This is a genomic window from Gemmatimonadota bacterium, assembly GCA_026706845.1.
Classification (GTDB): domain Bacteria; phylum Latescibacterota; class UBA2968; order UBA2968; family UBA2968; genus VXRD01.
On record JAPOXY010000112.1, the window covers coordinates 1 to 13,861 of the forward strand.

At 52.0% G+C, this 13,861-nt stretch carries 11 protein-coding genes and 1 pseudogene; 11 read left to right on the forward strand and 1 reads right to left on the reverse strand.

Translation table 11 applies throughout. The features are described 5' to 3' along the window. The 4 genes from OXG87_11150 to coaD all read left to right on the forward strand — a co-directional run. Positions 1–985, forward strand: a 985-nt coding sequence (locus OXG87_11150; GenBank protein MCY3870105.1) for an alkaline phosphatase D family protein, incomplete at its 5' end; no start/stop codon positions are given. A gap of 54 nt (positions 986–1,039) precedes the next feature. After that, positions 1,040–2,341: a sulfatase-like hydrolase/transferase gene (locus OXG87_11155; protein ID MCY3870106.1), complete on the forward strand. Its 1,302-nt coding sequence runs from the start codon at positions 1,040–1,042 to the stop codon at positions 2,339–2,341. A 4-nt stretch (positions 2,342–2,345) separates the two neighbouring features. Further along, positions 2,346–3,050: a hypothetical protein gene (locus OXG87_11160; protein MCY3870107.1), complete on the forward strand. Its 705-nt coding sequence runs from the start codon at positions 2,346–2,348 to the stop codon at positions 3,048–3,050. An 8-nt stretch (positions 3,051–3,058) separates the two neighbouring features. Then, on the forward strand, positions 3,059–3,550 hold the full coding sequence (gene coaD / locus OXG87_11165) for a pantetheine-phosphate adenylyltransferase (protein ID MCY3870108.1): 492 nt from the start codon (positions 3,059–3,061) through the stop codon (positions 3,548–3,550). Between the two features lie 72 nt (positions 3,551–3,622). Here the strand turns inward: coaD and lon are convergent, their stop codons facing one another. Beyond that, complete coding sequence (lon, locus tag OXG87_11170; protein ID MCY3870109.1) at positions 3,623–6,025, reverse strand: endopeptidase La; 2,403 nt, start codon at positions 6,023–6,025, stop codon at positions 3,623–3,625. A gap of 616 nt (positions 6,026–6,641) precedes the next feature. Here lon and OXG87_11175 point away from each other — a divergent pair. The 7 genes and pseudogenes from OXG87_11175 to OXG87_11205 all read left to right on the forward strand — a co-directional run. Beyond that, positions 6,642–8,219: an ATP-binding protein gene (locus OXG87_11175; protein ID MCY3870110.1), complete on the forward strand. Its 1,578-nt coding sequence runs from the start codon at positions 6,642–6,644 to the stop codon at positions 8,217–8,219. A gap of 50 nt (positions 8,220–8,269) precedes the next feature. Further along, the gene (gene solA / locus OXG87_11180) at positions 8,270–9,430 is read left to right on the forward strand and encodes an N-methyl-L-tryptophan oxidase (protein ID MCY3870111.1); all 1,161 of its coding nucleotides are present in this window, start codon (positions 8,270–8,272) and stop codon (positions 9,428–9,430) included. A gap of 3 nt (positions 9,431–9,433) precedes the next feature. Beyond that, positions 9,434–10,852, forward strand: a complete 1,419-nt coding sequence (locus tag OXG87_11185; GenBank protein ID MCY3870112.1) for a hypothetical protein — start codon at positions 9,434–9,436, stop codon at positions 10,850–10,852. A gap of 300 nt (positions 10,853–11,152) precedes the next feature. Then, positions 11,153–11,401: pseudogene (locus OXG87_11190) on the forward strand (BMC domain-containing protein). Between the two features lie 223 nt (positions 11,402–11,624). Then, positions 11,625–11,942, forward strand: a complete 318-nt coding sequence (locus tag OXG87_11195; protein ID MCY3870113.1) for a hypothetical protein — start codon at positions 11,625–11,627, stop codon at positions 11,940–11,942. A gap of 216 nt (positions 11,943–12,158) precedes the next feature. Further along, positions 12,159–13,016: an RNA polymerase sigma factor RpoD/SigA gene (locus OXG87_11200; protein MCY3870114.1), complete on the forward strand. Its 858-nt coding sequence runs from the start codon at positions 12,159–12,161 to the stop codon at positions 13,014–13,016. A gap of 205 nt (positions 13,017–13,221) precedes the next feature. Further along, positions 13,222–13,861: hypothetical protein (locus OXG87_11205; protein MCY3870115.1), on the forward strand; the 640-nt coding region annotated here is incomplete at its 3' end.

The following is a 13,861-nucleotide window of genomic DNA, read 5'->3' on the forward strand; positions in this document are numbered from 1 at the left end:
AACATATCACCCAGCGCTCTACCGGCCTTTTCGCACGGCACCTCCTGAGGATCAGTCCGCCCGTGTTGTTTTTCACGTTTCTACCTGTCAGGCTTATGGCGATCAAGATGCACCTGAGGGAGGCTATCGCATTTACGCGAGTATATTAAAGCGCGATCCCGATTTTTTTGTGCATGCAGGGGATATCGTTTATTACGACAGCCGGGCCAAGAATCTGTCTCTGGCGCGCTGGCACTGGGCGCGGATGTACAGCCTGCCTACCAATGTTGCATTGCACCGGGAGGTTGCCAGTTATTTTATTAAGGATGATCACGATACCTGGATGAACGATTGTTGGCCGGGTCAACAGACGCCGTTTATGGGGGAATTTACTTTTGAGCAGGGTCTGGCTGTTTTTCGGGAGCAGGTTGGGATAGGTGACCGCACGTATCGAACGGTGCGCTGGGGTAAGGATTTGCAGATCTGGATGGTTGAGGGCCGCGATTTTCGGAGTCCAAATACGATGACAGATGGTCCTGAAAAGACCATCTGGGGAAAGGAGCAAAAGGTCTGGTTTAAAGATACTGTGCGGGCTTCCGATGCCGCGTTCCGCATTCTCATCAGTCCCACGCCAGTGGTTGGTCCTGACCGCGAAAATAAAAAAGACAACCACGCCAATAAGGTGTTCTCTCATGAGGGGGATGAATTGCGCCAGTTTATCGCGGGACAAAAAAATATGGTGGTTGTTTGCGGTGACCGGCACTGGCAATACGTCTCTGTTGATGCAGAAACAGGGGTGCGAGAATATTCCTGTGGTCCTGCCAGCGATGAACACGCGGGTGGATGGTCTGAGGATAAGCGGCTGCCCGAGCACCGCTATCTCAATGTTATCGGTGGTTTTCTGGAGGGTGTGGTGGAGCGCGAGAATAATATTCCCGTTCTTATTTTCCGACATTTTGGGGTGGATGGCAATTTGCTCAATGAAGACCGCCTTGTGGCTCAATAATAGTGCTTATCAGATAGCCCGTAAAACCCATCGGCTTTAGCGTTGGGAGTAATCATGAAACCCAATATTCTCTTTATACACGTCGATCAGATGCACGCCGATGCGATTTCTGCGCTCGGCTGCGAATACGTACACACACCTGCTATTGACCAGCTCGTGCGCGAAGGCTATACCTTTACCAATGCCTACTGTGCCATGCCCCAGTGCTGTCCATCGCGCGCTTGTTGGTACACGGGGCGCATGTCCAAAGAACACGGTGTTGTCGTCAATTCCTATCCTATTGATCCCAGTATCCCGGACCTGGGTCAGTGGCTGCGCCGCGAAAATTACGACTGTGTGTACACGGGCAAATGGCATGTCACGGGACGCGATTTACACGCGAGCTTTGACGTGTTGCAACCCCAGCACGGCATGGGCGAACTCAACGACGGCAATGTCGCCCGATCAGCCGTTGCCTATCTGAAAAATCGCGCGTCTGATAAACCCTTCTTTTTGAGCGTTGGATTCCTTAACCCGCACGATTGCTGCTTTCCCGCCATGTCTCACGGCGGCCCGGGCAAATACGGTTTTGCATCGAAAATTGAGGGCGATCTTCCGCCTCTTCCGGGCAATTTCGACGACGAATACGCCCGGCGCGGGCGGCCCAGTACTCGTCATTGGTCGCGCCGCGATTGGCAGTATTATATCTATCAGTATTACCGCATGGTGGAGATGGTTGACGCCGAAGTTGGTCGCGTCATGCACGCCCTTCGCGCATCGCCTTACGCTGACAACACCCTTGTCATCTTTGCCTCTGACCACGGCGATGGCCTCGGCTTTCACAGCAAGACCAGCAAGGGGTTCCTCGAAGAAGAAGCGTTTCGCGTGCCCACCATTGCGTGGTGGCCCGGACGTATTCCCGAAGGCGTGCGGGATGTCGAGCATCTCATCTCTGGCGTCGATATTCCCGCCACGATATGCGACTATGCCGGCGCACCGCCCTTGCCCAAGACCACTATTGCGCGTTCATGGCGTCCCATTTTTGAACGGCGCGATGTCCCGTGGCGCACCTATGTCATCGGCGAAACTTCTATTGGTCGGCTATCGGTTGCTGTGCGCGATGCGCGTTACAAAAGCATTATTGAACGGGATAACACGCGTCTCTACGATCTTGAAAACGATCCGCTCGAAACGCAAGATCTCGCCGATGAAGCGCAATGTGGAGATATTGTCGCACGCCACCGGGCACATTTTCGCGAGTACATATCCCAAATTGAAATGTATCCCGAGCCTGAAATCGATCTCGGCAGGCTGAAGCGCGGCAATGTCTATCGCGACTATATCGATTGGTATCTTTCCGTTCTCAACGAGGCCTGACCCCATGGCTATTGACACTATTGGTCCCTATGCCGTTCAACCCATCCGCGATTTTCTCTCGGGTTTCACGCCGGTCCAGACGTCTATCGTGAATGCCGATTGCGCTACGCTCACTTACGATATCCTCAACTGGTCCTTTGCGCCCGCGCAACCGCCGCCTTGCCCCAATACCGTGTATGGCTCGCTGACTATTGGGCGCGAACAGGGCGGCACGTATCGCATCCGCCAGCAAACCCACATTGGCGGCGAACCGACTATTTTTGAGGCGGATGTGATTTGCAATCCCGACGATACCCTCAAATCCTGGACGCTGTACAATTATCGCGCCGATGCCGAGGGGGAGCCGGTTCCGATTTCTGAACTGCGCGAAAGCTGGGAAAATAACAATGGTCATATCCAGTCGCGAGATGGGGCATACAAATACCGCGCGACGCTTCCGGTCTTTAGCCATTGGACACTCCCCCACATTTTGCTATGTGGCAAGCACTCTCTGCCAATGGCGTTTGATCTGATTCAAGATCTGTCTCTCTTGCGCTCCAATCACAAGCTCGTTGCCGATGGATCTGTTGAACTCTCTATCGGCTCTTATACAACTTGTGTTCAATCTGGCGAAGGTATCTTGCCCGTCCACTATTTGCTGGATGAAGACCGCCGACCACAACTCATTACTTTCGGTCTCATTGCCTGGGCACTCACCGATATTTCATGAGGAAAACGATGAAAAAAGCCGTTTATGCCGCCAGCTTTGATCCCGTTACCCACGGCCATCTGTGGGTTATTCAGGAGGCTGCAGAGCTTTTCGATCAGCTCGTTGTCGCTATTGGGATCAATCCGGATAAAGACTACACGTTTTCACTGGAGGAAAGGCTCGATCTGCTTTGTGAGACCACGTCGCAGTTCGATAATGTCGTTGTCGCCAGTTACGAAAATCAGTTTCTGGTCAATTACGCACGCGGTATTGGCGCAGGTTATATTGTGCGGGGTATTCGCACGCAGAGCGACTATGAGTTTGAGCGCAGGATGCGCTATATCAACAGCGATCTCGACGATACGATTACGACTATCTTCTTGATGCCCCCGCGAGAGATTGCCGAGATCAGTTCCAGTTTTATCAAAGGGCTGGTGGGTCCCGATGGCTGGCAAGATGTTGTGAGACGCTATGTTCCGGAGCCTGTTTTTGAGAAATTTGTGGAGTATTTTGAAGGGTGAGAGAAGCAAGTGTGAAGTGAGAAGTATGAAGTGAGAGGCACCCCCTGTGGTCGCCCGTGGTCGGGATACGTCTCAATTCACACTGAACACCTCAGCCATTGGCTTGCGGGGGCGTTTCATGAGGGCGGTTTCCAGAACCTGATCCATGTGCGATGCAAATACTATTCTTATGTCTTTGCGCGCTGTGTCGGGTATTTCGCGTGCGTCTTTGCGGTTCTCTTCGGGTAAGATTACTGTTTTTACACCTGCGCGGTGTGCTGATAGGACTTTATCGCGTACGCCGCCGATGGGCAGTACTTTGCCGCGCAGTGTAATTTCGCCTGTCATTGCCACGTCTTTGCGAACGGGCCGATTGGTGAATACTGATGCGAGGACTGTGGCAATGGTAATGCCTGCCGATGGACCGTCTTTGGGTACGGCACCTGCGGGTACGTGGACGTGTACATCTTGGTTTTTGTTAAACTGCGCGTTTAGCCCCAGTTCATGCCAGCGCGACCGCACATAGGTCATGGCTGCATGCGCAGATTCCTTCATTACATCGCCGACCTGTCCGGTTAGATTTAATTCGCCTTTACCGGGTATGACTGTTGCTTCGACAAAGAGGACATCACCACCGGTAGATGTTACGGCGAGGCCAGCGGCGACGCCCACCTCGTGATCTTCTTCGGCTACTTCGTGGCGGAATTTTTGCGGTCCCAGATATTCGGCGATGTTTTTTTGATGGATGTGTACGCGTCGCTTGCGGCCCTGGGCAAATTTGCGGGCTACTTTGCGCGTTACGGTTGCAATTTCGCGCTCCAGATTTCGCACGCCAGCCTCGCGGGTGTAGTGCTGGATTACTTCTTGCAGGGCCGCTTTGTCGAAGGATGCCTTTTTGGGGGTCAATCCGTGTTCTGATATCTGGCGTTTGACCAGGTATCGTCGCGCAATTTCCATTTTTTCGGCTTCGGTATATCCCGATACTTCCAGTACTTCCATCCGGTCCATGAGTGCCGGTGGGATTGTGTGGAGCGAGTTGGCAGTGGCGAGGAATAAGACTTCTGAGAGGTCAAAGGCGACGTCGAGGTAGTGATCCACAAAGGTGTTGTTTTGCGCTGGGTCCAGGACTTCCAGTAGTGCTGCGGAGGGATCGCCGCGAAAATCCGCGCCGAGTTTGTCGATTTCATCCAGCATAAATACGGGATTTTTTGTGCCGGCACGCCGCAGTCCCTGTATGATGCGTCCGGGCAGTGCGCCGATGTAGGTGCGGCGATGTCCCCGAATTTCCGATTCGTCGCGGATGCCGCCCAATGACATTCTGACAAATTTGCGGTTGAGTGCGCGTGCGACGGATTTGCCCAGTGATGTTTTGCCCGTGCCCGGGGGTCCGACGAGTAACAAGATAGGTCCGCGCATGTCGTCTTTCAATTTGCGGACGGAGAGGTACTCCAGGATGCGCTCTTTGGGTTTTTCCAATCCATAGTGGTCTGCGTTCAAGACGCGCTCGGCTTTTTTGATGTCTAATTGATCGCTTGTCTTTTTGTTCCACGGGAGTTCGACGAGCCAGTCCAGATAGGTGCGCGATACGGTGTATTCGGCAGAGGCTTCGGGCATGCGTGCCATGCGTTTTAGTTCGCGCTCGGCTTCTGTTTTTGCTTCTTCGGACATGCCAGCGGCTTTGATCTTTTCGCGCAGTTCTTCGATTTCGGCGCCGATGTCCTCTCCTTCGCCCAGTTCATCTTGAATTGCCCGCAGTTGCTGGCGCAAAAAATATTCTTTTTGTGCGTCTTCCATGGATCCCGCGGCTTCTGAACTGATTTTTTCCCGCAGTTCCAGTATTTCAACTTCGCGATTGAGGAATTGGTTGATGGCTTCCAGTCGTCGGTACAGATTGCGCTCGGTTAGTATTTTCTGTTGATCTTCAAATCCCACGTTGAGCTGTGAGGCGATGAAGTCTGCTTTATGGGTTATTTCTGAGAGGGCGTCTAAGGCTGCCCCAACTTCTCTGGGTACATTGGGGGCGAGTGCTACTGCTTTTTTGAATTGGCCGAATATATTGCGCGCGAGTGCTTCCAATTCGGTGTTGTGTTCTATTTCTGATGCTATTTTCTCAACTTGTGCTATGGGATGAGGTTGCGATTGCAATACATCTATGAGTGATAGTCGCGCCATGCCCTGTACGAGTACTTGCATGCGGCCGTCGGGCATTTCCGCGGATCGCGCGATGTAGATTGCAGTGCCTACGGGATATAGAGACTCCCGGCGGATGTCTTCTTCGGTATCGCTTTCTTCCAGTTCTCCAAATATGGCGATTACTTTGTGCCCGGCGTCTATTGCCGCTTGCGCGGCTTTTACCGCGCGTTCGTCTTCCAATAGCAAGGGGGCGGCCATGAGGGGATAGATCACCACTTCAGATGTTACCAGCATAGGTAATTCAGATGGGATGCTATACGCTTCGATTGCATTTACGCTTGTGAGGGGGTTGTCGTTTGCCATGATCAGATGCTCCTTGGAATAATTAGCTATAAGCCATCAGCCATCAGTTATCAGCAAATCAGGTGCTGTACTTGAAAGCCGTCATCGCGGCATGGTGTAAGCCGCGATCCAGAAGGTTTTTGCTGACTGCTGACCGCTTTGGTATATCAACTTTACCATTTTTAAAGCAATATCCGTGCCTGAAACCTTAAATTCGGCTAATTACTTTATTTACAACTAAATACTAATTTTTGTTCCATTATTTAATCCGAGGAGTGCCGATTTTGCTACCCAATTTCAGTCATAATGGCAGTTTTTATGACCCTTGAGGCAGAATGTCTCTTTTGTGGATGTGTGCGTAGTTACAGCGTTAAGGAAAGGGAGTTTTAGAGCGGGTTGAGAACGATGCGGTTGTTATCGAGGTGGAAGATAATAGGGTTGGAATGGATGAGGCGACCCCTAAATACTCCAACAAAACGGGGTAACTCCAGACACACAGGGTAGTTGTCAAATGATATGTTTCTGTGGTATTTCCCTCACGTCTCACCGATTGGCAGCGGAACCAAATTTTTTCTCTTTCTCTCTCAATGTTGTATATATTCAGGGCAGCTAATGCATCAGACAGGGAGACACAGCGATGCGCTTCTTCAACACGAGCGGACCAGTGGTAGCTGCGGACCACTATTGCATCCCGCCCCTGGAACGGCTCAACCTCACCGAGGTTCTCAGGTTCATCCGAGACAAACGCTATTTCGTCCTGCACGCGCCCAGGCAGACGGGCAAGACATCTGCCCTGCTGGCTCTGCGCGACTTGCTCAACGCGGGGGACGACTATCGCTGTGTGTACGTCAATGTCGAAGGTGGGCAAGCCGGTCGCGAAGATGTGGAACAGGTGACGCGCACCATTTTGGCCGGATTGGCGTCTCGGGCACGCTTGACACTCGGCGACGAATTTTTGACCGGAATCTGGCCTGGTCTTCTTGCCGAGGTTGGGCCGGGTGCTGCTTTACAGGAGGCATTGATGCACTGGGCGATGGCCGACCCGAAGCCATTGGTGCTACTCATTGACGAGATCGATGCCCTGATTGGCGACGCGCTCCTGTCCGTGTTGCGTCAATTGCGAGCAGGCTACGATCTGCGTCCGGCGAGTTTTCCGCAAAGCGTGATATTGTGCGGCGTGCGCGATGTGCGCGATTACCGCATCCAGTCAACAGCAGAGAACGCGCTCGTCGCCGGTGGCAGTGCGTTCAACATCAAGGCGCAGTCATTGCGCCTGGGCGACTTCTCAAGGGATCAGGTACATGCATTACTCGGTCAGCACACCGAAGATACGGGACAGGTGTTCACCCCCGACGCGCTGGAACTGATCTGGACGCAGACACAAGGACAGCCGTGGCTGGTCAATGCACTGGCTGACGAGACCTGCTTCCAGGACGGTGATACCGCAGACCGACTCTGTATGATCACCGCAGACGACATCCGCGAAGCGCAAGAGCAACTCATCCTGCGCCGAGAGACGCATCTGGATCAATTGGCGGACAAATTACAAGAAGACCGCGTGCGCCGCGTTGTCGAACCGCTTTTGAGCGGGGCAGAAAAGAGTGCGTTCTCTGCCCGAGACCTCGAATACGTCCGCGATCTGGGCTTGATCGCCGAAGATGATCCATTGCGCATCGCCAACCCCATCTATGCCGAAGTCGTGCCGCGCGAACTGACCTACGCTGCGCAAGCGGGTCTTGTCCAGGACACCACCTGGTACGTCAATGCCGATGGTGGCCTGAATGTGGTCAAATTGATGACCGCGTTCCAGACCTTCTTCCGCGAGCACTCAGAGCATTGGGTAACGCGATTCGAGTATCGGGAAGCCGGTCCACAGTTGCTGTTGCAAGCCTTTCTCCAACGCATTGTCAACAGCGGTGGACGCATTGAACGAGAATATGGCCTTGGCCAGATGCGCACGGATCTGCTGATCGTCTGGCCGCAGGGCAGTCAGACGCGCAAAATCGTGATTGAGTGCAAAATTCTCCATAAGGGCCTGGAACAAACCATTGCCGATGGCCTGGAACAGACCTCGGAATATATGGATCGGTGCGCTGCAGAAGCGGGGCATCTGGTAGTCTTTGACCGTCGTGAAGGCAGGCGCTGGGCGGACAAGGTATTCCACCGTCGCCAGACGTCGCGCAGTGGAATTGAGATCGATATCTGGGGCATGTGATGAATCACGACATTTGAGGCGCGTTACAGCAATCCCTTTATCATACAACTATGTCTTCTACATACCATACACTCATCATCGGCGCGGGCATCAATGGCCTGTGTACATGCTATCATCTTTTGCGGCAGGGGGTACGTGATGTTGGGCTGATTGAACAGTTTGCGCTCGCTCATGGCCGGGGCAGTTCACACGGGGATTCGCGTATTACCCGCAGTGCTTATGTGAATGCAGATTATGTGCGTCTTATGCAAATTGCACACGGCGAGTCGTGGCCTCAGCTCGAGCGCGATGCAGGGGTTCAACTCATCTATCCCACGCCGGGCTGTTTTTTTGGTCCAGCAGATGGGAAATACACGAGCTATGCCAGGGCTGTGACAGAGGTGGGGGTGGATGTGGAACCTCTCACTCCGGAAGAGGGGCGGAAACGCTTTCCGGTCTTTCGCTTTGAAGATGCCGCTGGTATTCTGTACGACCGCACGGCCGGGCTTGTGGCTGCCGCTCAGGCTGTTCAGTCTCTTATTCATCTGATTCGCAGGCAGGATGGGGAGATCCGCGAAAATACGACTGTCCAGCGCGTTGATATTACTCGCGATCCCATTCGCGTGGAGACTTCTGCGGGGGATTTTGAAACGGAACGCCTTATTGTGACGGCTGGCCCCTGGGTATCTCGCTTGCTTCCGGTTCTCAATTCGCAGGTTGCAGTGGCGCGCCAGACGGTTGGGTTTTTCCAGCTTGAGGGATCGCGGGAAGAATTTCAACCGGGGGCTTTTCCGGTTTGGGGTTATCTCCTGCGAAAGGGCGATATAAGTTATTACGGTCTTCCGCAATTTGGGCGCGATGGGATCAAGCTGGCCAAACATATTGTCAGTGGTGTTGACGACGATCCCGACGATGTGCCCACGCAGATGCCGGAGGACGCGATTGACGATCTTCGCGTATTTATTAAAGCGCAATTTGTTCCGCCTGTTGCGCGGTTTCTCGATTGGGAGACGTGTCTTTATACCAATACGGGTACTGAGGACTTTATTCTGGATGTCCATCCAGATAATCCCAATGTGGTCATCGGGGCAGGTTTTTCGGGGCACGGTTTTAAGTTCGGGCCGCTTACGGGGCGCATTTTGTCTGAACTGAGTCTCAATGGCAAGACGTCTATACCCGAATTTGAGGCGGCGAGGGATATGTTCGGGGTCACACTACGCGAAAGGCTTTAGGTGTTGCTAAAAAATTTCTCCATCGCGCTTCTGACCGTTCTGCTCTCCGCGCCTTCATCCGCGTATGACCGTGATCGCTGGGAAAATTTTACCAGCATGAATTACGTCACGTCTATAGCGGAAAGCCCGACGGTTATTTTTGTGGCGACGACCGGGGGCATTCGCCGCTATGACCGGTTTGCCAAGTCCTGGCTGGCTCCGCTGACAACCCGCGATGGCTTGCCCGATAACAGGGTGCAGCGGATTGCTTATGATAGCGACACGGGTGACCTGTGGTTTGAAACGCCCTCGGGTGTGGGTCGTTGGCTCACTGGCGTGCAGAGCGTTATGCAGGGGGGGAGACCTCCTGCACATCTGCACAATCCGCGGTCAGTTCCCCAAATTCCACCGGTTTTTCCGCCCTTTGGTTATTATCTCGACGAGCACCAGATCATAGGTCCCCGGCGCAATTACGCGATTACAGATGTGTTGATTGACTCGTGGCGCCATCTCTGGATCGCCACATGGGGTCTGGGTGTGGGGCAGGCCGAACTCCTCGATGGTCAGCTTTCATTCCTCACTTATGGTCCGCTGGAAGAAAATGTCACTGCTATTGCACGCGATGGCGATGTGTTGTGGATTGGGGGCGCAGATACTTATCGCGCACCTGCGCGCGGTATTACCCGATATCGCTCTGGTACAAATACGTGGGAGTATTTTGAAGCCAACCGCCTTATCGGTCTCGACGATCCTCAGATTGTCACGATATTACCCGGTGATGAAAATGTGTGGTTTGGCACCCACAATGGTCTGATGCGGTATTACAGACGCACTGGACAATGGTTTACTTATCGCGAAACCCGCCTTTGGGGGCGGGTGCAGGCATTGGCACGCGATAACGACATTCTCTGGATTGGTTCGGAACGCGGTTTGGCTATGCTGGATATTAAAGCCGATTCGCTCGACTATGTGCAGGGTAGCGAATACGCGATTATCAATGCTATGGTTGCGGGTCCCGATTATATATGGGCAGGTACTGAGAGCGGTCTTTTTCAATGTGCCCGGGGGGATCGCACCTGGCGGCCTGTGGTCCATAGTATTGCCAAACGAAAGGTACGCGCGCTGGCTATGCACAACAATGATCTGTGGCTTGCTACAAATGTCCCATCAGCAGCCGTGCGATACCGGCCGGGAGATAATACCTGGCGCGAGTATCCCCTCGCCGAGATAGGTGGGAGAGACCGCGTCTCAATTGAGGCCAATAGCGATGAGGTGTGGGTTGCCACGAGCGCAGGGGCTTTTCTTTTAGATGTGCCGCGCCACCTCTGGACACATTACACGATGTACGATGGGCTTGCACACACGCGGGTACAGGTTGTTCTTCGCGATGGCGGATATGTCTGGTTTGGTACTGCTGAGGGGCTGAGTCGTTTTCAATGGTGACTCATGAGTTCCCTTTATAAGCTATATAACTATATTACAATACACTACATTAGGATAGCTTTCACATGTAAAAAAATGCGTGACATCTGACCTCAAATTTGTTACTTTTGACTCTCGCGGTATCCATATAAATCAACACATTCGTAGATTGGCAAGTCTAATGAACCTTCCGTTGGATCATACCATCATTTTCATTTTCTCTGCCAAAAATACACACCGTTGAATGGATTTATTCGGCGGCTGTTCATACGCACCTGGCGTTTTGAGTAGCCGCTTTTCTTTGTTTGGAAATAAGCATTTATGAAACCTGCCCTGGGACTTATTGAAACGCTGGGTTTTGTCGGCGTTACAGAAGCGGCCGATGCAGCAACCAAAGCCGCGGCCGTTGAGTTGTCTGCTGTTGAACAAATAGAAGGTGGTATTATTTCTATTCGCGTTTTAGGCGATGTTGGCGCAGTGCAGGCTGCGGTTGAAGCTGGCGTGCAGGCGGCGCAACAGGTGGGCACTCTGGTGGCACATCACGTGATTCCCAATCCTCATGAGGATCTCGTCGATGTTTTTGGGTTGATGGAAAAAACGGATGAAATAGACGAAATGAATGAAGTGGACCTCGAAAGTCTGCCAGTACATCGCCTGCGCCAGATTGCTCGTGAAACCCCGGGTATTGCTATTCAGGGGCGGGAGATTTCACGCGCAAATCGAGCGCAGTTGCTATCCGAACTTCGCAGTGTAAAAAGAAATCAAACCGACGTTTAATGCTGGAGCAAACACAATGAATTCCGAAACTCTTTGGGAAAAAATCAAGCAAGGTCTTCGCGATGGCGCAGCTACAGCAGCGGAAAAAGCCGAATATCTGGGCAAACTCGGCCGCGCACGCCTCGATATTGCGCGCACCCGCCACGCCATTCACGATGCATTTACCGAACTTGGTGGACAAATATACGAGGAACTCAAAGATCATGAGGCCGCCATTGAGGCACAAACTGAAGCGGTTCAAGGTCAAATCGCGACTATTGGCAAGCTCGAAGAGCAATTGCAAAACCAGGAAGCGCAATTCAAATCATTACAAGAATCAGATAGAGAAGATTAGAAACTTCTTCTGGCCCCACCAGAAGTTAAAACCCGTTGCCGTGCGAGAAAGGGAAGGGATTTGGCAGTGGCAATCGGGTAAAGATAGGAGGTATTCATGTAAGATTCTCCCTTTGTCGTTTCACAGACCTTTGTCTAAATCCTTTATCCTTGCAGGAAGACAGACCGTTCATCTACCTGCGCAAATCCCCTGTGCAAAGAAGGAGAGGTTGACGAAGTGCCAAGACTATCTAAAAGACCTTATGCTCGTGAAGATGAATCACTGGATCAGTATTTGCAAGAAATTGGCGAAGTCGCGTTGCTTACAGCAGACCAGGAAGTCGTGCTGGCCAAACGAATAAAAAAGGGCGATCAAGGTGCCCTGGAAGAGTTGACCACAGCCAACCTGAGATTTGTGGTAAGTGTCGCCAAACAATATCAGAATCAGGGCCTTTCGATGGGCGACCTGATAAATGAAGGGAATCTTGGACTCATCAAAGCTGCCAAACGTTTTGATGAAACTAAGGGTTTCAAATTTATTTCTTATGCCGTGTGGTGGATCCGACAGGCGATTTTACAGGCTCTGGCCGAGCAATCTCGCATTGTTCGCCTGCCGCTGAATCGCGTTGGCGCGCTCCACAAAATTGGCAAGGCTTCGAGTGGTCTCGAACAGGAGTATGGTCGCGAACCCAGTCCGGGTGAAATTGCCGATGAACTCGGCATGAATGATTTTGAAGTACGCGATACACTCAAAATTTCGAGTCGGCATCTTTCACTGGACGCGCCTTTTAAAGATGGCGAAGACAATAATCTGCTCGATGTGCTTGAAGACGGCATGCAACCCCCTCCCGACGATCCACTTCTCGATGACGCACTCAGACGAGAAATAGAAAAAGCCCTCGCTACCCTCACCCCTCGTGAAGCCGAAGTCATTACACTTTATTTTGGCATCAATCGCGAACAGCCTCTTACCCTCGAGGAAATTGGCGAACGTTTTGGATTGACTCGAGAGCGCGTGCGTCAGATTAAAGAGAAGGCACTTCGGCGATTGCGCCATACTTCGCGCAGCCGTCCGCTGAAATCTTATTTGCATTAATACGGACCGCTATTCCAATAGGCCACAAACGGGTTTGCCCGATGTGGCCTATTATTTTTTTGGGAGAACTTTTATTTTGCTGGCGTGTATAGTTAATGGGACAAGTGTTAAAAGCACCCCATCCTGGCCGCCTCTTGACTGATTCTTCCATAACCCATACATTTGTTCGTCTAAAAAAATTTTTATCTCAACCGGAGAACCGCAAATGTCTAATCGGCGTTTTACTTATGTCCTGTTTTTACTTTTCTCTGCTTGTACTACAAGCTTACCGCTGTCTAAACCTGCGTCTGTTTTTGCCGAGGATGAAGAAGTGCCAGAACCCGCTATGATAGGCGGTAGCGGAGTGACCTCCTGGATTTTGAAGGGGAATAAAATTTACTATCTCAAATGGGATAGGGAATTTGAACAGGCGCAGATTTATGGTCCCCATGAAATCGGTAGCGAGGAGATCAAAGAAGTCCTGCTCCTGCAAAGCACGGGTGATTTTGCCTGGATACTGCGGGGCGACGATGTCTATTTTGCCGCTGCAAAACGCGAAGGCACATTTGTGAGACTGGAGGTCGAACGTCCTGAAGAATTGCCGGATTCAGATGGATCGGAACCGGTTATGATGGCTGGTGGTGGGTCCAGAGCCTGGGTTTTGAAGGGCGATAGTCTGTTTTTTTTGAAATGGGATCCCACGTATGGAAATGTGCAGATTTATGGCCCCGAAGACCTGCCTCCCCATACCTATGGTCCTTCTGAACCCGTTCTCATGCACGGTACAGGTAGTTCAGTATGGGTTTTGCGGGGCAATGAGGTTTTTTATGTTATAGCCAGAGTTGACGGCACATATGTCGATATTG

What these genes read in the sequence shown, in the direction of transcription:
- OXG87_11155 (MCY3870106.1), top strand. Translation starts at nt 1,040, where the DNA reads ATGAAACCCAATATTCTCTTTATACACGTCGATCAGATGCACGCCGAT.
- OXG87_11160 (MCY3870107.1), top strand. Translation starts at nt 2,346, where the DNA reads ATGGCTATTGACACTATTGGTCCCTATGCCGTTCAACCCATCCGCGAT.
- coaD (MCY3870108.1), top strand. Translation starts at nt 3,059, where the DNA reads ATGAAAAAAGCCGTTTATGCCGCCAGCTTTGATCCCGTTACCCACGGC.
- solA (MCY3870111.1), top strand. Translation starts at nt 8,270, where the DNA reads ATGTCTTCTACATACCATACACTCATCATCGGCGCGGGCATCAATGGC.
- lon (MCY3870109.1), bottom strand. Translation starts at nt 6,025, where the DNA reads ATGGCAAACGACAACCCCCTCACAAGCGTAAATGCAATCGAAGCGTAT.
- OXG87_11195 (MCY3870113.1), top strand. Translation starts at nt 11,625, where the DNA reads ATGAATTCCGAAACTCTTTGGGAAAAAATCAAGCAAGGTCTTCGCGAT.
- OXG87_11175 (MCY3870110.1), top strand. Translation starts at nt 6,642, where the DNA reads ATGCGCTTCTTCAACACGAGCGGACCAGTGGTAGCTGCGGACCACTAT.